Annotated in this window: 18 protein-coding genes; 1 reads left to right on the top strand and 17 read right to left on the bottom strand. The window is 60.6% G+C overall.

Features of this window, described 5'->3' with window-relative positions; translation table 11 throughout:
* Nucleotide 1: 1 nt before the first annotated feature.
* The 16 genes from nuoH to QU606_RS22725 all read right to left on the bottom strand — a co-directional run bounded on the left by nuoH (nucleotide 2) and on the right by QU606_RS22725 (nucleotide 20,132).
* Nucleotides 2-1,009, bottom strand: a complete 1,008-nt coding sequence (nuoH, locus tag QU606_RS22800) for an NADH-quinone oxidoreductase subunit NuoH (protein ID WP_017137518.1) — start codon at nucleotides 1,007-1,009, stop codon at nucleotides 2-4.
* Entirely contained in the window at nucleotides 1,006-3,720 is a 2,715-nt protein-coding gene (nuoG, locus tag QU606_RS22795; RefSeq protein ID WP_024076178.1) for an NADH-quinone oxidoreductase subunit NuoG, read from the bottom strand. The genes nuoH and nuoG overlap by 4 nt, the downstream gene beginning before the upstream one ends.
* Before the next feature lie 135 nt (nucleotides 3,721-3,855).
* The gene (gene nuoF / locus QU606_RS22790) at nucleotides 3,856-5,211 is read right to left on the bottom strand and encodes an NADH-quinone oxidoreductase subunit NuoF (protein ID WP_277379506.1); all 1,356 of its coding nucleotides are present in this window, start codon (nucleotides 5,209-5,211) and stop codon (nucleotides 3,856-3,858) included.
* On the bottom strand, nucleotides 5,208-5,705 hold the full coding sequence (gene nuoE, locus QU606_RS22785) for an NADH-quinone oxidoreductase subunit NuoE (protein WP_003174721.1): 498 nt from the start codon (nucleotides 5,703-5,705) through the stop codon (nucleotides 5,208-5,210). Before nuoE ends, nuoF begins: the two co-directional genes overlap by 4 nt.
* Nucleotides 5,706-5,707: 2 nt before the next feature.
* Entirely contained in the window at nucleotides 5,708-7,492 is a 1,785-nt protein-coding gene (gene nuoC / locus QU606_RS22780; RefSeq protein WP_024076176.1) for an NADH-quinone oxidoreductase subunit C/D, read from the bottom strand.
* Between the two features lie 72 nt (nucleotides 7,493-7,564).
* Complete coding sequence (locus QU606_RS22775; protein WP_003219572.1) at nucleotides 7,565-8,239, bottom strand: NADH-quinone oxidoreductase subunit B family protein; 675 nt, start codon at nucleotides 8,237-8,239, stop codon at nucleotides 7,565-7,567.
* Between the two features lie 10 nt (nucleotides 8,240-8,249).
* Nucleotides 8,250-8,663 (bottom strand): NADH-quinone oxidoreductase subunit A, encoded by a 414-nt coding sequence (locus QU606_RS22770; RefSeq protein ID WP_003219575.1) that lies wholly within the window; start codon nucleotides 8,661-8,663, stop codon nucleotides 8,250-8,252.
* 804 nt (nucleotides 8,664-9,467) lie between these two features.
* Entirely contained in the window at nucleotides 9,468-10,793 is a 1,326-nt protein-coding gene (aceA, locus tag QU606_RS22765) for an isocitrate lyase (RefSeq protein WP_024076175.1), read from the bottom strand.
* A 494-nt stretch (nucleotides 10,794-11,287) separates the two neighbouring features.
* Nucleotides 11,288-12,025, bottom strand: coding sequence for a secretin N-terminal domain-containing protein (locus QU606_RS22760; RefSeq protein ID WP_069076506.1), 738 nt, complete (start codon nucleotides 12,023-12,025; stop codon nucleotides 11,288-11,290).
* 244 nt (nucleotides 12,026-12,269) lie between these two features.
* Entirely contained in the window at nucleotides 12,270-12,692 is a 423-nt protein-coding gene (locus tag QU606_RS22755; RefSeq protein WP_024076173.1) for a GNAT family N-acetyltransferase, read from the bottom strand.
* Entirely contained in the window at nucleotides 12,685-13,854 is a 1,170-nt protein-coding gene (locus QU606_RS22750) for a cupin domain-containing protein (protein ID WP_024076172.1), read from the bottom strand. The genes QU606_RS22755 and QU606_RS22750 overlap by 8 nt, the downstream gene beginning before the upstream one ends.
* A gap of 83 nt (nucleotides 13,855-13,937) precedes the next feature.
* On the bottom strand, nucleotides 13,938-15,308 hold the full coding sequence (purB, locus tag QU606_RS22745; RefSeq protein ID WP_024076171.1) for an adenylosuccinate lyase: 1,371 nt from the start codon (nucleotides 15,306-15,308) through the stop codon (nucleotides 13,938-13,940).
* A 125-nt stretch (nucleotides 15,309-15,433) separates the two neighbouring features.
* A complete protein-coding gene (gene hflD, locus QU606_RS22740) occupies nucleotides 15,434-16,057 on the bottom strand; it encodes a high frequency lysogenization protein HflD (RefSeq protein ID WP_024076170.1) in 624 nt (207 codons plus the stop codon).
* The gene (mnmA, locus tag QU606_RS22735; protein ID WP_024076169.1) at nucleotides 16,054-17,178 is read right to left on the bottom strand and encodes a tRNA 2-thiouridine(34) synthase MnmA; all 1,125 of its coding nucleotides are present in this window, start codon (nucleotides 17,176-17,178) and stop codon (nucleotides 16,054-16,056) included. Before mnmA ends, hflD begins: the two co-directional genes overlap by 4 nt.
* A gap of 59 nt (nucleotides 17,179-17,237) precedes the next feature.
* Nucleotides 17,238-17,684, bottom strand: a complete 447-nt coding sequence (locus tag QU606_RS22730; protein ID WP_024076168.1) for an NUDIX hydrolase — start codon at nucleotides 17,682-17,684, stop codon at nucleotides 17,238-17,240.
* Nucleotides 17,685-17,906: 222 nt separating this feature from the next.
* Entirely contained in the window at nucleotides 17,907-20,132 is a 2,226-nt protein-coding gene (locus QU606_RS22725) for an NADP-dependent isocitrate dehydrogenase (RefSeq protein WP_024076167.1), read from the bottom strand.
* A 493-nt stretch (nucleotides 20,133-20,625) separates the two neighbouring features.
* Here QU606_RS22725 and icd point away from each other — a divergent pair, with 493 nt between their 5' ends.
* Nucleotides 20,626-21,882, top strand: coding sequence for an NADP-dependent isocitrate dehydrogenase (gene icd, locus QU606_RS22720; RefSeq protein WP_102625113.1), 1,257 nt, complete (start codon nucleotides 20,626-20,628; stop codon nucleotides 21,880-21,882).
* 91 nt (nucleotides 21,883-21,973) lie between these two features.
* Here the strand turns inward: icd and cspD are convergent, their stop codons facing one another.
* Nucleotides 21,974-22,252: a cold shock domain-containing protein CspD gene (cspD, locus tag QU606_RS22715; protein WP_304997552.1), complete on the bottom strand. Its 279-nt coding sequence runs from the start codon at nucleotides 22,250-22,252 to the stop codon at nucleotides 21,974-21,976.
* Between the last annotated feature and the right edge of the window lie 87 nt (nucleotides 22,253-22,339).

Here is a 22,339-nt window from a genome sequence, read left to right as displayed (position 1 = left end):
CTCACTGAACCGCGCCCGCTGGCGTGTTCAACAACACAACGGCAGCAGTCACCAGCAAATTGATCAGGGTCAGCGGCAGGCAGAAACGCCAGCTGAAATCCATCACCTGGTCGTATCGTGGACGCGGAATGGAAGCGCGCAGCAGGATAAACAGCATGATGAAGAACGCGGTCTTCAGGAAGAACCAGAAGAACGCCAGCTGCGGCAGGATGCCGAATGGACCGTGCCAGCCGCCGAAGAACAGCGTGACCAGGAGGGCCGAGATCAAGATGATGCCGATGTACTCACCGACGAAGAACATGCCCCATTTCATGCCGGCGTATTCAATGTGGTAACCGTCGGCCAGTTCCTGTTCCGCTTCCGGCTGGTCGAACGGGTGACGGTGAGTCACGGCCACGCCAGCGATGAAGAAGGTACAGAAGCCGAAGAACTGCGGAATGATGAACCACAGGTTCTGCGCCTGGTACTCGACGATGTCGCGCATGTTGAACGAGCCGACCTGCACCACGATGCCCATCAGCGCGAGGCCCATGAACACTTCGTAGGACACGGTCTGGGCCGAGGCACGCAAGCTGCCGAGCAGGGCGAACTTGTTGTTACTCGACCAGCCGGCGAACAGCACCGCGTAGACCGACAAACCCGCCATGGCGAAGAAGAACAGCAGGCCGATGTTCAGGTCCGCCACGCCCCAGGTCGGGGTGATCGGGATGATCGCGAAGGCAATCAGCAAGGCGCTCATGGCCACGACCGGTGCCAGGGTGAAGATCACCTTGTCGGCAAACGGCGGGGTCCAGTCTTCCTTGAAGAACATTTTCAGCATGTCGGCAGCGATCTGGAACATGCCGAACGGGCCAACGCGGTTCGGACCGTAGCGGTCCTGCCACCAGCCCAGCAGGCGACGTTCGACGAAGCTGAGCAGGGCGCCCGCGACGACCACGGCCAACAGGATCACGATGGCCTTGACGACCGAGATGATCACGTCGATCACTTCAGGGGTGAACCAGGTCATTGCGCTGCCTCCTGCAGACCGTCAACGGTTTTGCCAAAGATTGCCGCGGGAATACCGGCGAAACCTTTAGGCAGTGCAACCAGGCCGGCACCCAACGCTTCGTTGATGCGCAGCGGCAGACGCAGGGTCTGGCCGGCCACGTTCAGGCTGAGCAGGGCGCCGTCGTTGACGCCCAGGCGGTCGGCTTCGGACTTGGCCACGGATACATAGGCAGCGGGAATGCGCTCTTGCACCGGCGCGGCTTTGGAAGAGGTTTCTTCGCTGCCGAACAGGTGGAAGAACGGCACGACCTGCCAAGTACCGGGGGCCGGATTGAACGGACGCGGTACGGCGGCGAACCAGTTCAGCGCATCGCCCTGGGTTTCGATCAGGCGGGTGCCTGGGTCGCCAGCGCGGATATGACCACCGACTTCGTCCTGGAACTTGTTCCAGGCCTGCGGCGAGTTCCAGCCCGGCGACCAGGCAAACGGCACCTGCTGACGTGGCTCGACGGAGCCCGAGTAACCTTCCATGGAGAAGGCGAATGCGGTGTCGTTATCTTGCGGGGTGCGCGGTTCGTGCACGCTGATATCGGCGCGCATGGCGGTACGACCGGAGTAGCGCAGCGGTTCACGGGCGAGTTTCAAGCCCTTGATGCGGAACGCGGCGGACGGTGCGGCGTCGACGATACGTGCCAGTTGCGGTGCACTTGCGGCGACAGCTGCGGTGACGTGGTCGAGCTGGGTCCAGTCCAGCGGCTGGTTCAGCAGGGTCGAGCGCAAGGCATGCAGCCAGCGCCAGCCTTCGTGAACCAGGATGCTGGCGTCCATGTACTTCGGATCGAACACCTGGAAGAAGCGCTGGGCGCGGCCTTCCTGGCTGACCAGGGTACCGTCGCCTTCGGCGAAGGTCGCGGCCGGCAGTACCAGGTCGGCACGCTCGCTGGTCGCGGTCTTCTGGTGGTCGGCCACGATCAGCACCTTGGCGGCGTTCAGCGCGGCATCGACCTTGGCCGAATCGGTGCGGGTGTACAGGTCGTTTTCCAGTACCACGATCGCGTCGGCCTTGCCGTCGGTGACCGCTTGCAGGGCCGCGTCCAGGGACTCGCCCCCGAGCATGGCCAGGCCAAGGCTGTTGGCTTCCGGCACGACCAGGCTGATGGAGCCGTTCTTGTCACGCAGCTTCAGGGCCTTGGCGATGTTGGCGGCGGCTTCGATCAACGCCTTGGACGCCAGGGAGGTCCCGGCAATGATCAGTGGGCGCTTGGCTGCCAGCAGGGCGTCGGCGATGCGTTGGGCAAGTGCCAGCGCTTCAGCGTCCAGGCCTTCGACGGCAGGCGCGCTGGCATCGAGGGCGTGGGCCACGGCGAAACCGATGCGGGCCAGGTCGTCAGGGGCGGCGTGTACGCATTCTTCGGCGATATCGTCGAGCTTGGTTTCAGCGATGCTTGCGATAAACAGCGGGTTCAGCGCGTGCTGGCCGATGTTTTTCACCGCAGCGTCGAGCCAAGGCTGTACGCGCATGGCGTCGGCCATGTCTTCGGCCTTGCCTTTGACTGATTGACGCAGGGACAGCGCGATACGCGCGGCGGTCTGGGTCAGGTCTTCACCGAGCACGAAGATCGCGTCGTGGTCTTCGATGTCGCGCATGTTCGGCACTGGCAGCGGGCTGTCGTTCAGCACTTGCAGGACCAGGCGGATACGTTCCAGTTCACCGGCTTCGATACCGGAGTAGAAGTGCTCGGCGCCGACCAGTTCGCGCAACGCGTAGTTGCTTTCGAGGCTGGCGCGGGGCGAACCGATACCGACGATATTGCGCCCGCGCAGCAGGTCAGCGGCCTTATCGAGGGCCTCATCGGTGCTCAGCTTGGCGCCGCCGGCCAGCAGGGGCTGGCGTGGGCGGTCTTCGCGGTTGACGTAGCCATAGCCGAAACGGCCACGGTCGCACAGGAAGTACTGGTTGACCGAACCGTTGAAGCGGTTTTCGATGCGACGCAGTTCACCGTAGCGCTCGCCCGGGGAGATGTTGCAACCGCTGGAGCAGCCATGGCAGATGCTCGGTGCGAACTGCATGTCCCACTTGCGGTTGTAGCGCTCGGAGTGCGTCTTGTCGGTGAAGACACCGGTCGGGCAGACCTCGGTGAGGTTGCCGGAGAATTCGCTTTCCAGCACGCCGTCCTCGACGCGACCGAAGTACACGTTATCGTGGGCGCCGAAAACGCCGAGGTCGGTGCCGCCGGCGTAGTCTTTATAGAAGCGCACGCAACGATAGCAGGCGATGCAGCGGTTCATTTCGTGGGAAATGAACGGGCCGAGGTCCTGGTTCTGGTGGGTGCGCTTGGTGAAGCGATAACGGCGCTCGTTGTGGCCGGTCATCACCGTCATGTCTTGCAGGTGACAGTGACCGCCTTCCTCACAGACCGGGCAGTCGTGGGGGTGGTTGGTCATCAGCCATTCGACAACGCTGGCGCGGAACGCCTTGGATTCTTCATCGTCGATGGAGATCCAGGTGTTGTCGGTGGCAGGGGTCATGCAGGACATGACGATACGACCACGGGTGTCGTTCTCGTCGGTGTACTGCTTGACCGCACACTGGCGACAGGCACCGACGCTACCAAGCGCGGGGTGCCAGCAGAAATACGGGATATCGAGGCCGAGTGACAGACACGCCTGTAACAGGTTGTCCGCCCCATCGACTTCGAGCGCTTTGCCGTCTACGTGGATAGTGGCCATGGTTCAAAGTTCTTCGTTGGCCCGTTGTCAGCGGGCGTGGCTAATGGAATCTTGTTATTCATGTGCATCAACACAGCCATCAAGGCGTCAGCACATGACAAGGCGAAGGGCACGGACCCTTCGCCTGTTTAAGCGTTACGCGCCGACTATGATCGGCCTTGCCAGAGGCGGGACGGCGGCGCTGGTGGGCGCGATGCCGGCTTCGAACTCCGAGCGGAAGTATTTGATTGCGCTGCCCAATGGCTCTACGGCGCCCGGTGCGTGAGCACAGAAGGTCTTGCCTGGGCCGAGGAAACCGACCAGGCCCAGCAGGGTCTCGATGTCACCCTCGCGGCCTTCGCCGTTTTCCAGGGCCATCAGCAGCTTGACGCTCCACGGCAAACCGTCGCGGCATGGGGTGCAGAAACCGCAGGATTCACGGGCAAAGAACTGCTCCATGTTGCGCAGCAGCGAGACCATGTTCACGGTGTTGTCGACTGCCATCGCCAGGCCGGTCCCCATCCGGGTGCCGACCTTGCCGATGCCGCCGGCATACATTTGTGCGTCGAGGTGCTCAGGAAGCAGGAAACCGGTACCGGCGCCGCCTGGTTGCCAGGCTTTCAAGGTGTAGCCGTCGCGCATGCCGCCGGCGTAGTCCTCGAACAGCTCGCGCGCGGTCACGCCGAACGGCAGTTCCCACAGGCCAGGGTTCTTGACCTTGCCGGAGAAGCCCATGAGCTTGGTGCCCATGTCTTCACTGCCTTCGCGAGCCAACGATTTGTACCAGTCCACGCCGTCGGCGATGATCGCCGGCACGTTGCACAGGGTCTCGACGTTGTTCACGCAGGTCGGCTTGCCCCACACGCCCACGGCGGCAGGGAAGGGCGGCTTGGAGCGTGGGTTGGCGCGGCGGCCTTCGAGGGAGTTGATCAGTGCGGTTTCTTCACCGCAGATGTAACGCCCGGCGCCGGTGTGCACGAACAGTTCGAAGTCAAAACCCGAACCAAGGATGTTCTTGCCCAGCAGGCCAGCGGCCTTGGCTTCTTCCACGGCACGGTTGAGGTGCTTGGCGGCGGTGGTGTATTCGCCGCGCAGGAAGATATAGCCACGGTAGGTTTTCAGCGCGCGGGCGCTGATCAGCATGCCTTCGATCAGCAGATGGGGCAGTTGCTCCATCAGCATGCGGTCTTTCCAGGTGTTGGGCTCCATTTCATCCGCGTTGCACAGCAGGTAGCGGATGTTGATGGATTCGTCTTTGGGCATCAGGCCCCACTTCACGCCGGTGGGGAAGCCTGCACCGCCGCGACCCTTGAGGCCGGCGTCTTTCACCGTCTGGACGATGTCGTCCTGGCTCATGTCGGCGAAGGCTTTGCGCGCAGCGGCGTAACCGTTCTTGGCCTGGTACTCGTCGAGCCATACCGGCTCGCCGTCGTCACGCAGGCGCCAGGTCAGCGGGTGGGTTTCGGCCGAACGCTTGATCAGGTTGGCCGGGCCGAAGGAAGTCAGGGTCATGGGTAGCCCTCGAGCAATTGGGTCACGCCAGCAGGCTGCACGTCACCGAATGTGTCGTCGTCGATCATCAACGCCGGCGCCTTGTCGCAGTTGCCCAGGCAGCACACCGGCAGCAGCGTGAAGCGGCCGTCCGGGGTGGTCTGGCCGAGGCCGATGCCCAGTTTGTTCTGGATCTCGCTGACCACCGACTCGTGGCCACCGATGTAGCAGACCATGCTGTCGCACACGCGAATGATGTGGCGGCCAACCGGCTGGCGGAAGATCTGGCTGTAGAACGTGGCCACGCCTTCAACGTCGCTGGCAGGAATGCCAAGGATCTCGCCGATGGCGTAGAGGGCGCCGTCCGGCACCCAGCCACGTTCCTTCTGGACGATCTTCAAGGCTTCGATCGACGCCGCGCGCGGGTCTTCGTAGTGATGCAGCTCGTGCTCGATGGCCGAGCGCTCGGTTTCACTCAAGGTGAAACGGTCTGTCTGGATAAGCGTGCTGTTCATGCTTAGCGGTCCACGTCGGCCATAACGAAATCGATACTACCCAGGTACGCAATCAAGTCCGCGACCATCTCGCCTTTGATCACCGAAGGGATCTGCTGCAAGTGGGCGAAGCTTGGGGTGCGAATCCGGGTGCGGTAGCTCATGGTGCCGCCATCGCTCGTCAGGTAATAACTGTTGATACCCTTGGTCGCTTCGATCATCTGGAAGGATTCGTTGGCCGGCATTACCGGGCCCCACGAAACTTGCAGGAAGTGCGTGATCAGGGTTTCGATGTGCTGCAGGGTGCGCTCTTTCGGCGGCGGCGTGGTCAGCGGGTGATCCGCCTTGTAGGGACCTGCCGGCATGTTGCGCATGCACTGCTCGATGATCTTCAGGCTCTGGCGCATTTCTTCGACGCGCACGATGCAACGGTCGTAGGCATCGCCGTTGGCCGCCAGCGGTACTTCGAACTCGAAGTTCTCGTAGCCGGAGTACGGGCGTGCTTTACGCAGGTCGAAATCGCAGCCGGTGGAACGCAGGCCGGCACCGGTGACGCCCCATTCCAGGGCCTCTTTGGTGTTGTAGGCGGCGACGCCGATGGTGCGGCCCTTGAGAATGCTGTTGTCCAGCGCGGCTTTCTGGTACTCGTCCAGGCGCTTGGGCATCCAGTCGATGAATTCCTTGACCAGGCGTTCCCAGCCGTTCGGCAGGTCGTGGGCTACGCCGCCGATGCGGTACCAGGCCGGGTGCAGGCGGAAACCGGTGATGGCTTCGATGACCTTGTAGGCGCGCTGACGGTCGGTGAAGGTGAAGAACACCGGGGTCATGGCGCCGACGTCCTGGATATAGGTACCCAGGAACAGCAGGTGGCTGGTGATCCGGAAGAACTCGGCCATCATGATGCGGATGGTGTCGACGCGGTCCGGTACCTTGATGCCGGCCAGCTTCTCGACCGAGAGCACGTACGGCAGGTTGTTCATCACGCCGCCGAGGTAGTCGATACGGTCGGTGTACGGGATGAAGCTGTGCCAGGACTGACGCTCGGCCATCTTCTCGGCGCCACGGTGGTGGTAGCCGATGTCGGGCACGCAGTCGACGATCTCTTCGCCGTCCAGTTGCAGGATGATACGGAAGGCACCGTGGGCCGAAGGGTGGTTCGGACCCAGGTTGAGGAACATGTAGTCCTCGTTGGCGCCGGAACGCTTCATGCCCCAGTCTTCCGGACGGAAGCGTGCAGCCTCCTCTTCCAGCTGTTGCTTGGCGAGGTTGAGGCTGAACGGGTCGAATTCGGTGGCGCGGGCAGGGAAGTCCTTGCGCAGCGGGTGACCTTCCCAGGTCGGCGGCATCATGATGCGCGTCAGGTGCGGGTGGCCGGGGAAGTCGATGCCGAACATGTCCCAGACTTCACGCTCGTACCAGCTGGCGTTCGGCCAGATACCGGTCACGGTGGGAATGCTCAGGTCGCTCTCGGACAGGGCGACCTTGATCATCACGTCGCTGTTACGTTCGATCGACAGCAGGTGATAGAACACGGTGAAATCGGCGCCGCTCGGCAGCCCCTGGCGCTTGGTGCGCAGACGCTCGTCCACGCCATGCAGGTCATAGAGCATGACGTACGGCTTGGGCAGGTTGCGCAGGAAGGTCAGGACTTCGACGAGCTTGGCACGTGCCACCCACAGCACCGGCATGCCGGTGCGTGTGGCCTGGGCGGTGAAGGCATCAGGGCCGAAACGGTTATTGAGTTCGACGACCACATCCTGGTCGTCTGCCTTGTAAGGCGGGATGTACAGAGCACTGCCTGTAGTCATGGTTTTTTATCGCTTTCGGTCAACGTAAAGAATGAAGCCAGGTTTTCGTTCTATAAAAGAATCGGTTCTGGATCAGACTTCGTCGGGGCTGCGCAGGTTGGTGACCTGAATACGCTGTTCGCGGCGCTGTTCCTTTTGTGACGGCATCTCGGCGCGGTAAACGCCTTGATCTCCGACAACCCAGGAAAGTGGGCGACGCTCCTTGCCAATCGATTCCTGCAACAGCATCAAGCCTTGCAGGAATGCTTCAGGGCGGGGCGGGCAGCCAGGCACGTAGACGTCCACGGGCAGGAACTTGTCCACCCCCTGAACCACGGAGTAGATGTCGTACATGCCACCGGAGTTGGCGCACGAACCCATGGAGATAACCCACTTTGGCTCGAGCATTTGCTCGTAGAGACGCTGAATGATCGGCGCCATCTTGATAAAGCAGGTTCCGGCGATAACCATGAAATCCGCCTGGCGCGGTGATGCCCGGATGACTTCGGCGCCGAAGCGTGCGATGTCGTGGGGCGCCGTGAAGGCGGTGGTCATTTCCACGTAGCAGCAGGACAGACCGAAGTTGTACGGCCACAGGGAGTTCTTACGTCCCCAGTTGACCGCGCCACTCAGCACGTCTTCCAGCTTGCCCATGTAGATGTTTTTGTGGACTTGGTCTTCTAACGGGTCGGAAACGGTTTCCCGTTCGCCGATGGGGTACTGCTCGTTAGGAGCATCCGGGTCGATCCTGGTGAGATTGTATTGCATCGCCAAAGCCTCATTGTTTCAGCTTCGCTTGCCGCTTGCGACGAGCTTCCGGAGCCCAGTCAAGGGCGCCCACTCGAAATAGGTAGACAAGGCCTGCCAACAGAATTGCTATGAAAACGAGGGCTTCGACGAATCCGGTCCAGCCGCTTTCGCGGACGGACACAGACCAGGCAAAGAGAAAGAGGGCTTCGATATCGAAGATCACGAAGAGCATCGCGACCAGATAGAATTTGGCTGAGAGCCGCAAGCGGGCGCCACCTGTGGGTAGCATGCCGGACTCGAACGGTTCGTTTTTGCTGCGGCCCCAGGCTTTTGACCCGAGGAGGCTGGAGACGCCAAGCATGAAGGCACAAAGGCCGACAACACCGAGGAGGAAAATGGCAAAGCCCCAGTTGTGGGCCATGAGTCCTGTCGCTTCGGTCATGCTGGAAATCCTTAACAGAGAGCAAAGGTCTCTGAGCTCGAAAAAGTAACGATGCAGTGACGATATGTCGCAGCGCAATCAATCGCGTTGATTTTATGGCTAAACACCGGGCAAGTAAAATTCCGATAGCGAAATTATTCGCGGGAATAAGCACATAGTGCACCTCCTTGGGGCTGCAGCCCTTGCATAGTGGGCATTAGCGGGCATTTGATCAAATGTGTTTTGTTTAACCTGTAACGAAGCTTTCTTGTTCTAAATGATAATGAATATTGTTTGGGTGGGTTTTAAGCAGGTGCTGATGGTGTAGCGGGGGAAGTTGCCGTTACTTGGTTGATTTCCGCTAGTTGCCGGAGCGGATCTTTTAACCGATTTATTTGCAGCGAATACCGCGCTGGATCAATGTTTTGTAAAAAATATTCAGGTTGCATGCGTTCCCGGGGTGTGGGGGGGGGCTTGTCAGTTAAGAGATAGAACGAGCAAACAGTCACCTGTGGCGAGCGGGCTTGCCCCGCGTTGGGCTGCGAAGCGGCCCCAAAACCAGGCATCGCGGTGTGTCAGTTGAAAACACATCGCCTGTAACGGGGCTGCTTCGCAGCCCAGCGCGGGGCAAGCCCGCTCGCCACAGTTAGGGTGCTCCTTCTGGACTGACAGGCATCAGGGCAGGCCCCCTCCCACATTTGGGGGCTCATTGACCTGGGGCGGATCGCTCAGGCAAAAAAACGCCCCGAACCAGTCGGGGCGTCAGATCGTGCGGCACTGCGGTTAGCTCTTTATCGGGTCCGCGATGGCCGTGTGCTCATGCACTCAGTGGAACTGTTCTTCTTCGGTCGAGCCGGTCAGTGCGGTCACGGACGAGGTGCCGCCCTGGATCACGGTGGTCATGTCGTCGAAGTAGCCGGTACCCACTTCCTGCTGGTGAGCCACGAAGGTGTAGCCCTTGGCGGCGTCAGCGAACTCTTGCTCTTGCAGCTTCACGTAGGCGGTCATGTCGTTGCGGGCGTAGTCGTGCGCCAGGTTGAACATGCTGTGCCACATGTTGTGAATGCCGGCCAGGGTGATGAACTGGTGCTTGTAGCCCATGGCGGACAGTTCGCGCTGGAACTTGGCGATGGTCGCGTCGTCCAGGTTTTTCTTCCAGTTGAAGGAAGGCGAGCAGTTGTAGGACAGCAGTTGGTCCGGGTATTCCTTTTTGATCGCTTCAGCAAAGCGACGGGCTTCAGCCAGGTCCGGCTTGGCGGTTTCGCACCAGATCAGGTCGGCGTACGGCGCGTAGGCCAGGCCGCGGGCGATCGCCTGGTCAAGACCGGCGCGTACTTTGTAGAAACCTTCCTGGGTGCGTTCGCCAGTGACGAACGGTTGGTCGTACGGGTCGCAGTCCGATGTCAGCAGGTCGGCGGCGTTGGCGTCGGTACGGGCCAGGATGATGGTCGGTGTACCGGCAACGTCAGCCGCCAGGCGGGCAGCGGTCAGCTTCTGTACGGCTTCCTGGGTCGGCACCAGTACCTTGCCGCCCATGTGGCCGCATTTTTTCACCGAGGCCAGTTGGTCTTCGAAGTGCACGCCGGCGGCGCCAGCCTCGATCATGCTCTTCATCAGCTCGTAGGCGTTCAGTACGCCGCCGAAACCGGCTTCGGCGTCAGCCACGATCGGTGCGAAGTAGTCGATGTAGCCTTCGTCGCCAGGACCTTTACCGGCTTTCCACTGGATCTGGTCGGCACGGCGGAACGAGTTGTTGATGCGCTTGACCACGGTCGGTACGGAGTCCACCGGGTACAGCGATTGGTCGGGGTACATGGATTCAGCGGAGTTGTTGTCCGCTGCCACTTGCCAGCCGGACAGGTAGATCGCCTGGATACCGGCTTTTACCTGTTGGACTGCCTGGCCGCCAGTGAGGGCGCCCATGCAGTTGACGAAATCTTTGTCGGGACGGAAGGAAGGCTTGGCGCCCTGGGTCACCAGGTTCCACAGCTTCTCGGCGCCGAGTTTTGCAAAGGTGTGCTCAGGTTGAACCGAGCCACGCAGGCGGACGACGTCAGCAGCGGAATAAGCGCGGGTTACGCCTTTCCAGCGTGGGTTTTCAGCCCAGTCTTTTTCAAGGGCTGCAATTTGCTGTTCGCGTGTCAGTGCCATGGGGGAAAACCTCGTCGCATAGGTCTAGGTGGAAAATTCCATTTGCCAGCCACGTAGTGAATGCGTGGTTGTGGCTGCTCGCTGACCAGAAGCTTGGGTGTTCAAGTCAAGTTCGGCGGGGATGGCGACGGGATGAACGATGGCTCAAGGGGGGAGTTGAGCAGGTAAGGGCGAACTGCGAACGGTCTTCGGGCATCGTGGGCCTTTGTACGATCCATCAGTGTGTAGCCGGGTTACCTGGTTAGCTTCCGTCCCTCGGGACAACTTCGTTCCAGTCGCAACCTCGTCAAACACACCTTGTGGGCGGTACAGACACGAATCGGCTCGGGTGGGTAGCTTGGAGCGTCGATCCGAAGGCCCTTGCCAGGGCCCCTGATTAGCGGGAGCGAGGCCATCATGCACAGGCTTTTTTGGATCGTCAAATGTTTTGTAGTGCTTTTTTTATAGCACTACATCTTTAGTCTAATACGACTCGTCAGTCAGTTTTTGGTGCTTCAGTTCAGGGTGTCGACCTTAACCCGCAAAGTCAGGTCGTCACGGCCCTGAGTAGAGTAGCTGCGGGTTGTGGAGGATTTATCGGCCTGGGTCTCACGGTTGATGCCGGCCAGGGGGATCCATTCGCCCAGCCGGCCGCTGACGGTTGTGTCGGTACTTTGCACGTTCACTACATCGGCACGTTCCTGGCTCATGCGGTCACGGTTGGTACTGATCGCCAGGTGCACGGTGTCGCCGGTGACGCTGGCGGTGACGTAGAAGCCCTGAGTGACGTTGCGGTACTGGGTCTGGTTCTGCGGGCGGCCGTAGGCATCGGGCTGCGTGGTGGTCAGGGGGACGCTCTGGCCGACCTGGATCAACGCGGGTACGCCTTCGCTGGCCTGGATCTGCTGGATGCCGCCCTCGCGGCTGGCGGTGCCGTAGCTGATGATGCGCGTCTGGCTGTCGCCGCTGTTCTGCTGGTTGTTTTCATTGGTATCGACGGTGATCAGCAGGCGTTTGGCCGGCGTGTCCAGTTGGGCGAGCAGGGCGCGCAGGTCCTGGATCTTACCGGGGGCGGCATTCACGATCAGTTGGTTGCCGTAGGCGCTGACGGTACCGTCCTTGCCGATGAAGTTCTGCGCCACGGGCAGCAGGTCGGCGCTGGTACGGTTGCTCAGGTTGACGACTTCGGTGTCGGCCAATGCCGTGCAACTGGCGGTCAGGAGGAGAGCGGTGAGTAGGGTGCGAAGGGACATGTCCGTTATCTCTGCGAGTCATTTAGGCTTGATAGTGCCAGTTTGTCGGCCTGGCAGGTCGCAAGTTTAGTGAGGATCAAGCCTGCTGTAGTGGGTAAGTCTGTCGTGGCGAGCGGGCTTGCCCCGCGTTGGGCTGCGTAGCAGCCCCAATAAAAAACGCCGCGTTCCTTCAGAAAGAGCGCGGCGTCTGGTTTTTGGGGCTGCTACGCAGCCCAGCGCGGGGCAAGCCCGCTCGCCACGGGGATCAGCCCCCGCGCACCATGTCGACATGCGGAATCCCGACTTCCAGGAATTCCTCGCTGGTGATCTTGAAGCCCAGTCGCTCATAGAACGGTGCCGCATAGACCTGCGCGCTGAGGAACTGTTTGGTCTGGCCGCGTTTCTCGGCCTCGCCAATCACGGCTTCCATCAGCTTGTCGCCGACCTTCAGCCCGCGCCAGTCCTTGAGGACCGACACGCGACCGATCTCGCCGCTGGGCAGCAGGCGAGCGGTGCCAATCGGGAAGTCGCCCTCGTATGCGAGGAAATGCACTGCATCTGCGTCGTCTGCGTCCCACTCCAGTTCTGGTGGGACCGATTGTTCGGCGATAAATACCGCTTCACGAATGCGCCGAATCTCGGCGATATCCTTTTGCCAGTCCGCGACACTTACGTGAATTTTATTCATCGGCAAACCCCAGGCTTCCTTGTTTGACCAGTTCGCACAACAGGTCGCGGCCATCTTCGTCCGCCAGCCATGGGCTGAGGTTCTCGATGTGCAGTGCGTCGGCGGCGCAGATCAGCTTCAGCAGCTCGCGCAGTTTGCCCGGCAGGTAGCGACTCTGGCCGCTGGCGAACAGCAGCAGGTCGTCGTCCACTTCCGACCAGGCCAGGCGCGCGCTCGGGTTGCGAATCAGCACGGCGCCGTCTTCCAGGCTGCTCACCACGTCTTCTTCCGACAGGTCTTCCGGTCCGGTAACCAGTTCCGGATAGCGCGGCTCGGTCATGAACTGGCCAAACCAGGTCAGCAGCATGCGCTCGTCGCTCATGTGCTCGGCCAGCAGGCTCTTGAGACGGTCGAGGGCGTCGCTCTGGATCTGGTGCGGGTCGCCGGCTGGTTGGGCGTCGGCGTCGGTGTAGCGCTCTTCGTCGGTCAGGTACTGGCTGAGGAAGTCGGTGAAGTGGGTCAGCACTTCAGCGGCGCTCGGTGCACGGAAACCTACCGAGTAGGTCATGCAGTCATCTTCAGCGATGCCGAAGTGTGCCAGGCGTGGCGGCAGATAGAGCATGTCGCCCGGTTCCAGTACCCATTCGGCGCTTTCTTCGAATTCGGCGAGGATGCGCAGGTCGGCGTGTTGCAGCAGCGGGCTTTCGGAGCTGCACATTTGGCCGATCTTCCAGTTGCGCTTGCCCTGGGCCTGCAGCAGGAACACATCGTAGTTGTCGAAGTGCGGACCCACGCTGCCGCCCGGCGCAGCGAAACTGATCATCACGTCGTCGATGCGCCAGCTCGGCAGGAAGCGGAACTGCTCCAGCAGATCGGCCACTTCCGGCACGAACTGGTCGACCGCTTGTACCAGCAGGGTCCACTCGCGCTCAGGCAGGGTGCTGAAGGTGTCTTCGGCGAACGGACCGCGACGCAGCTCCCATGGGCGTTCGCCATGCTCGATCACCAGGCGCGACTCGACTTCCTCTTCCAAGGCGAGGCCGGCCAGTTCGTCGGCGTCGATCGGGCTTTCGAAGTCAGGGATGGCCTGGCGGATCAGCAGGGGTTTTTTCTGCCAGTAGTCGCGCAGGAACTCCCGTGCCGTGATGCCGCCCAGAAGTTGAAGAGGGATATCAGGATTCATGTGTAACCTATTGAAAAAAAGCACTTTTCAGACTGGAATAAAAACGCCCGGCGCGGCCGGGCGTCTCAGGGGTCTTGCGGTAATCAGATGCGTTTGGCTTGGGCCACGGCGTTGCCGATGTAGTTGGCCGGGGTGAGCAGTTTCAGCTCGGCCTTGGCAGCGGCTGGCATGTCCAGGCCGTCGATGAAAGTTTGCAGCGCTTCAGGGCTGATGCCCTTGCCACGCGTCAACTCTTTGAGCTTCTCGTACGGGTTTTCGATGTTATAGCGGCGCATCACGGTCTGGATCGGCTCGGCCAGCACTTCCCAGCAAGCGTCCAGGTCAGCGGCGATCTTCTGCTCGTTGAGCTCAAGCTTGCTGATGCCTTTGAGGCTGGCTTCGTACGCGATCACGCTGTGGGCAAAGCCGACGCCGAGGTTGCGCAGTACGGTGGAGTCGGTCAGGTCGCGCTGCCAGCGGGAGATCGGCAACTTGCTGGCCAGGTGCTGGAACAGGGCGTTGGCGATGCCGAGGTTGCCTTCGGAGTTTTCGAAGTCGATCGGGTTGACCTTGTGCGGCATGGTCGACGAACCGATTTCGCCGGCAATAGTGCGCTGCTTGAAGTAGCCCAGGGAGATGTAGCCCCAGATATCGCGATCGAAGTCGATCAGGATGGTGTTGAAGCGTGCAATGGCGTCGAACAGCTCGGCGATGTAGTCGTGCGGTTCGATCTGCGTCGTGTACGGGTTGAAGCCCAGGCCCAGCTCGTCTTCGATGAAGGCGCGGGCATTGGCTTCCCAGTCGATCTCGGGGTAGGCCGACAGGTGCGCGTTGTAGTTGCCGACAGCGCCGTTGATCTTGCCCAGTAATGGCACGGCGGCGACCTGTGCGATCTGACGCTCCAGGCGGTACACCACGTTGGCCAGTTCTTTGCCCAGGGTGGTCGGCGACGCCGGCTGGCCGTGGGTGCGCGATAGCATCGGCACGGCGGCGAAACGGATCGCCAGTTCGCGGATAGCTTCGGCGGTCTGGCGCATCAGCGGCAGCATGACGTCATCACGGCCTTCGCGCAGCATCAGGGCATGGGACAGGTTGTTGATGTCCTCGCTGGTGCAGGCAAAGTGGATGAACTCGCTGACCTGGGCCAGTTCCGGCAGCTTGGCCGCCTGTTCCTTGAGCAGGTACTCGATGGCTTTTACGTCGTGGTTGGTGGTGCGCTCGATCTCTTTGACACGCTCGGCGTGTTCCAGGGAGAAGTTTTCCGCCAGGGTGTTGAGCACGGCGTTGGCTTCGGCGGAGAACGCCGGCACTTCGCTGATGGCGGGGTGAGCGGCCAGGCGCTGGAGCCAGCGCACTTCAACCAGTACACGAGCACGGATCAGGCCGTATTCGCTGAAAATAGGGCGCAGGGCCTGGGTTTTGCCGGCGTAGCGGCCGTCAACAGGGGAAACCGCAGTGAGCGAAGAGAGCTGCATGGGGTGTTCTCGGACAGTCGGGCAACGAAATGGGGCGCGTATCATACATGAAAAAATCCGCCGGTCCGTTGCCAACTGACCGGCGTATTACGCGTAACGGCTTGAAAAGGGCCCGTTGGTACGACTTATTCGTTGCGCATCAACGGGTAAAGCTCTTTGAGCAATTTGCGACGGCTGATGACCAGCTGCCAACGATGACCGCCCAACTGGCGCCACAACCGCGCCGAACGAATACCGGCCAGGAGCAGCGCGCGGATTTTCGAGGCGTTGTTCGGTTGTTGCAGGTTGCGCATGTCGCCGTGGACCTGGATCCGCTGGCGCAAGGTGCTCAAGGTGTCCTGGTACAGCGCACCCACGGCGGCGATCACGTTTTCGTGGGCTGGGCCGAAGTGTTCCACCTGGGATTGAATCTGCGGCAGGCGTTTGCCAATGGTCTCGAGCAGGTCGTCGCGCTTGGCCAGTTGGCGCTCGAGACCGAGCATCGACAAGGCATAGCGCAGCGGCTCACGTTGCAAGGTGCTCGGGTCACGCTCGAGTGCGCCGATCAGCGCGCGGTAACCTTCGCGCAGGGCCAGGTCGTCGCCGCCGTAGACTTCTAGGGTGTCCTTGGGGTCGCGGATCAGCAGGCTGCCGAGCATGCAGGTCAGGCCCGCTTCGGTGACCTGGCCGGTCTTGGCGATCTTGTCCACCAGCACCGCGGCGAGGAATACACCGCCGAGTGCCGTCAGTTGCTCCTGGGTCGGGCTCATGCCGGGGTGCTCCAGGGTTCGGCGATTTCGATCACGCCGCCCCCCAGGCAAATCTCCCCGTCGTAGAACACTACGGACTGGCCAGGTGTGACCGCGCGTTGCGGGTCATCGAAGGTGGCACGGTAACCGCTGGCGGTTTTTTCCAGGGTGCAGGGTTGGTCGCTCTGGCGATAGCGCACCTTGGCGGTCAAGCGACGCGGGGTGCTCAGGTCGATCGGGTTGACCCAATAGATCTCCGACGCCAGCAGGGCGCGGGAGAACAGCAGCGGGTGTTCATTGCCCTGTCCAACAACCAGTACGTTGTGCTCCAGGTCCTTGATCAGTACGTACCAGGGTTCTTCACCGGCGTCTTTCAAGCCGCCGATACCCAGGCCCTGGCGCTGCCCGATGGTGTGGTACATCAGGCCGTGGTGGCGGCCGATGACCTCGCCGTCGGTGGTCTTGATCTCGCCCGGTTGTGCCGGCAGGTACTGCTTGAGGAAGTCACTGAAGCGGCGCTCGCCAATAAAGCAGATCCCGGTGGAGTCCTTCTTCTTGGCCGTGGCCAGGCCGTGTTGCTCGGCGATCCGGCGCACTTCGGGTTTCTCCAGCTCGCCGACCGGGAACAGGGTCTTGGCGATCTGTTCGCCGCCGACGGCGTGCAGGAAGTAGCTCTGGTCCTTGTTCGGGTCCAGGCCCTTGAGCAGTTCGGTGCGGCCATCGATGTCGCGACGGCGCACGTAGTGGCCAGTTGCAATCAGGTCGGCGCCGAGCATCATGGCGTAGTCGAGGAACGCCTTGAACTTGATCTCGCGGTTACACAGGATGTCCGGGTTCGGCGTACGACCGGCCTTGTATTCGGCCAGGAAGTGCTCGAACACATTGTCCCAGTACTCGGCGGCGAAGTTGGCGGTGTGCAGCTTTATACCGATTTTGTCGCACACGGCCTGGGCATCCGCCAGGTCGTCCATGGCGGTGCAATATTCCGTTCCATCGTCTTCTTCCCAGTTCTTCATGAACAGGCCTTCCACCTCATAGCCCTGCTCCATGAGCAGAACGGCGGAAACGGAAGAATCCACGCCGCCGGACATACCGACGATGACGCGCTTCTTTTGTGTGTCAGAAGGGGCTGGATCACGCATAGGATTTCAACGGGTGTCTTTAAAAAGGACGCGATTCTAGCAGGCTCGCGCCTGCAAGGCTAAAGAGAAGGGCGGATCAATTCGAGACTGTGGCGCTGACCGGCCAGATAATCGTCGATACAGCGGATGATCAGCTCACTGCGCCAGTCGTCGCGCAAGGCTATCAGCTCGTCGCGCGTCAGCCAGCGGGCGCGCACGATGCCCTCGTCGAGTTGATAGTCCGGGTAGTGTTTCAGCGCCTTGGCGGTGAAGCAGACCCGCTGGTAGGTCACGCCATTGCTGGGGGCGGTGTACAGGTAGATACCGACGACGCCGGTGGCCTCCACGTCCCAGCCGGTTTCTTCGAGGGTTTCGCGCACGGCGGCTTCGGTCAGGGTTTCATGTGGGTCGAGGTGGCCGGCGGGCTGGTTGAGCACGGCACGCCCGTTCTTGAGTTCTTCGACCATCAGGAAGCGGCCGTTGTCTTCGACGATGGTGGCGACGGTGATGTGGGGTTGCCAGGTCATGGGATGCCTCGATTCAGTTGTACGGCTCGGCCTATCGGCAGGATTGCAGTCAATGTGGGAGGGGGCTTGCCCCCGATAGCGGCGGATCAGCTATAAGTAGCCTGGTCGGTATGTGCCATCGGGGGTAAGCCCCCTCCCACAACTTGATTGGGTTTCTTCAGCAAAAAGCACATAAACAAAAACCCCGGCACAGGGCCGGGGCTTCTTTGCATCCTTACAACCTTACTTCAACTTGGCAATCGCCGCGTTGAGGGTGTTGCTTGGGCGCATGGCCTTGCTGGTCAGCTCCGGGTTCGGCGCGTAGTAGCCGCCGATGTCCACTGGCTTGCCCTGTACGGCGTTGAGCTCGGCAACGATGGTTGCTTCGTTCGCGGCCAGGGTCTTGGCCAGTTCGCTGAACTGCCCTTGCAGTGCCGTGTCTTCGGTCTGTGCCGCCAGGGCCTGGGCCCAGTACAGCGCCAGGTAGAAGTGGCTGCCGCGGTTGTCGATGTTGCCGACTTTGCGCGATGGCGACTTGTTGTTGTCGAGGAACTGGCCGGTGGCCTGGTCCAGGGTCTTGGACAGTACCAGGGCTTTCGGGTTGTTGTATGTCACGCCCAGGTGTTCCAGGGAGGCTGCCAGGGCCAGGAATTCGCCCAGGGAGTCCCAGCGCAGGAAGTTCTCTTCCAGCAGCTGTTGCACGTGCTTGGGTGCCGAACCGCCAGCGCCGGTTTCGAACAGGCCGCCGCCGTTCATCAGTGGCACGATCGACAGCATTTTGGCGCTGGTGCCCAGTTCCATGATCGGGAACAGGTCGGTCAGGTAGTCGCGCAGTACGTTACCGGTCACCGAGATGGTGTCCAGGCCCTTGCGGGTGCGCTCCAGGGTGAACTTCATCGCGTCGACCGGCGACATGATGCGGATGTCCAGGCCTTCGGTGTTGTGGTCTTTCAGGTAGGTCTGGACTTTTTCGATCACGGCGCCATCGTGGGCGCGCTTCGGGTCCAGCCAGAAGATGGCTGGGGTGTTGCTGGCGCGAGCGCGGTTGACGGCCAGCTTGACCCAGTCCTGGATCGGCGCGTCTTTGGCCTGGCACATGCGGAAGATGTCGCCGGCTTCGACGGGCTGTTCCATCAGCAGGTTGCCCTTGCTGTCGGTGACGCGGACCACGCCGTCAGCCTTGATCTGGAAAGTCTTGTCGTGAGAGCCGTACTCTTCGGCTTTCTGCGCCATCAGGCCAACGTTCGGTACGCTGCCCATGGTGGTTGGATCGAACGCGCCATTGGCCTTGCAGTCTTCGATGACGGCCTGGTAGATGGTGGCGTAGCAACGATCCGGAATCACGGCCTTGGTGTCGTGCAGTTGGCCGTCGGTGCCCCACATTTTACCGGAGTCACGGATCATGGCCGGCATCGAAGCGTCGACGATGACGTCGCTCGGCACGTGCAGGTTGGTGATGCCTTTGTCGGAGTTGACCATCGCCAGGGAAGGGCGCGAGGCGTAGACCGCCTGGATGTCAGCTTCGATCTGCGCTTGCTGCTCGGCCGGCAGGGCCTTGATGCGTGCGTACAGGTCGCCGATACCGTTGTTCAGGTTGAAGCCGATCTCGGCCAGCACGTCTGCGTGCTTGGCCAGGGCGTCTTTATAGAACTCGGCAACGATCTGGCCGAACATGATCGGGTCGGAGACCTTCATCATGGTGGCTTTCAAGTGAACCGACAGCAGTACGCCTTGTTTCTTGGCGTCTTCGATTTCAGCGGCGATGAAGCTGCGCAGGGCTTTCTTGCTCAGTACGGCGCTGTCGATGATTTCGCCGGCCTTGACCGTGGTCTTTTCCTTCAGGACGGTGGTGGTGCCGTCTTGGGCGACCAGCGCAATTTTGACAGTGTCAGCGGCTTCGATCTGTACGGCTTTTTCGCTGCCGTAGAAGTCGCCGTTGCTCATGTGGGCAACGTGGGACTTGGAGTCGGCAGCCCAGGCGCCCATTTTGTGCGGGTGCTTGCGTGCGTAGTTCTTGACCGACAGGGGCGCGCGACGGTCGGAGTTGCCTTCGCGCAGGACCGGGTTCACGGCGCTGCCCTTGACCTTGTCGTAACGTGCACGGGTTTCTTTTTCCGCGTCGGTGGTTACGGTTTCGGGGTAGTCCGGCAGGGCATAGCCCTGGGCCTGCAGTTCCTTGATCGCCGCCTGCAGTTGGGGGGTCGAGGCACTGATGTTAGGCAGCTTGATGATGTTGGCTTCAGGGGTCACGGCCAGGGCGCCCAGTTCGGCGAGGTGGTCCGGTACGGCCTTGGTGCCCAGTTGCTCGGGGAAGCTTGCGAGGATGCGCCCGGCGAGGGAGATGTCGCGGGTTTCCACGGCAATATCAGCGGAAGCGGTGAAGGCCTCTACGATAGGCAGCAGTGAATAGGTGGCGAGGGCTGGGGCTTCGTCGGTGAAGGTGTAGATGATCTTCGAGCGGGTGGGCATATTCGGATTAACTCTCTTCTTTGCTGAAAGCGTGCGCAGAAACTCGAGATGCGCCGGGTAGAGCGCGTTCGTTCAAAGTCATCCATGAGCGAAAGGTCGAGGTTTCTTCGCGGTGATGTTGGGTTGCATCAGTCGAGCGTCAAGCGGGTGGACTATTGTAATAGTCCTGCTTTGTGGCGGAGGGCGTTGTTCTAGAGCGGTCCGCCGTCGTGACTCTTTGGTCAGCGGCGGCATTATACATAGGTCGCTATGCTTACGCTGAGCCTTCATACAAAAGGTGTGTCGTCCATTGGTCTAAAGGTCGCAGGTACCGGATTACGCCTAAAGTCGCACGATGTGCTCAAGATTGGCGCTTTTCCCTTTGCTTTCAGGCTTGTAGGCGACTAAATGTGCTGTTTTCGATGCAAATGAGCATGGCGCGAGGTTTCAGTCGCCATTTATCTGGAGTAGGCTCGAACGCAGCCAGATGTTCAATCCATAGATGGAGTTCAGCATGGGATACAAGAAGATTCAGGTTCCGGCAGTCGGCGAAAAAATCACCGTCAATCCAGACCATTCTCTCAATGTTCCTGACCAACCGATCATCCCTTATATCGAAGGTGACGGTATTGGCGTCGACATCAGCCCGGTGATGATCAAGGTAGTCGACGCGGCTGTTGAAAAAGCCTACGGCGGCAAGCGCAAAATCTCGTGGATGGAGGTGTACGCCGGCGAAAAGGCGACCCAAGTCTACGACCAGGACACCTGGCTGCCCCAGGAAACCCTGGATGCGGTCAGGGATTACGTGGTGTCCATCAAGGGCCCGCTGACCACTCCAGTCGGTGGTGGTATCCGTTCATTGAACGTAGCCCTGCGCCAGCAACTCGACCTGTATGTGTGCCTGCGTCCGGTGCGCTGGTTCGAGGGTGTACCGAGCCCGGTCAAGAAGCCCGGTGACGTGGATATGACCATCTTCCGTGAAAACTCCGAAGATATTTACGCCGGCATCGAGTGGAAAGCCGGCTCGCCGGAAGCCATCAAGGTGATCAAGTTCCTCAAGGAAGAAATGGGTGTCACCAAGATCCGTTTCGATCAGGATTGCGGCATTGGTATCAAGCCGGTATCGCTGGAGGGCACCAAGCGCCTGGCGCGCAAGGCCCTGCAATATGTGGTGGATAACGACCGCGACTCGCTGACCATCGTGCACAAAGGCAACATCATGAAGTTCACCGAAGGTGCCTTCAAGGAATGGGCCTACGAAGTGGCGGCTGAAGAGTTCGGTGCCACCCTGCTTGATGGTGGCCCGTGGATGCAGTTCAAGAACCCCAAGACCGGCAAGAATGTGGTGGTCAAGGATGCCATTGCCGACGCGATGCTCCAGCAGATCCTGCTGCGTCCGGCTGAATATGACGTGATCGCGACGCTTAACCTGAACGGCGACTACCTGTCCGACGCCCTGGCGGCGGAGGTGGGTGGTATCGGTATTGCGCCGGGCGCCAACCTGTCCGACACCGTGGCCATGTTCGAGGCCACCCACGGGACTGCGCCCAAGTATGCGGGCAAGGACCAGGTCAACCCGGGCTCATTGATCCTGTCGGCAGAAATGATGCTGCGCCATATGGGTTGGACCGAGGCGGCCGACCTGATCATCAAGGGCACCAATGGCGCTATCTCGGCCAAGACCGTGACCTATGACTTCGAGCGCTTGATGGAAGGTGCCAAGCTGGTCTCTTCGTCAGGCTTCGGCGATGCGCTGATTTCGCATATGTAGGTGTAGGGTTCAGGCAACAAAAAACGGCCGCCCCGATTTGACTGGGTGGCCGTTTTTTTTATCGCAATTTGCTCGCTCGGCAGCCGATGGTTCAGGCCGTTTGTTTCTTTTCTTTATGAGCGTGCGGGGCTGCGGGTTTTTCCAGTGTTTCCGCTTTCACTGGTTCGATCTTGACGGCGTGCAGCCCTTTCGGTCCTTGAATGATTTCAAAGCTCACAGCTTGGCCCGCTTTCAGCGTTTTATAGCCATCCATTTCGATCGCTGAGTAATGCGCAAAAAGGTCCTCGGTTTTTCCATCCTCCTGCACAAAGCCATATCCTTTGGCGTTGTTGAACCACTTGACCTTGCCATTGATCTTGACGCCAGACATACACATTTCCTTCTGCACCAGACTCCATCACTGGAGTATCATCCAGTTTATCCGTCCTAACCCGAATAAATAAGGTTGACTGCGCGG

Origin of the sequence: Pseudomonas sp. OVF7, from assembly GCF_030644265.1 — a bacterium.
Taxonomy (GTDB): domain Bacteria; phylum Pseudomonadota; class Gammaproteobacteria; order Pseudomonadales; family Pseudomonadaceae; genus Aquipseudomonas; species Aquipseudomonas gorinensis.
The sequence above is the reverse complement of the archived record's forward strand: the minus strand, read 5'-3'. Positions and strand labels throughout refer to the sequence as shown.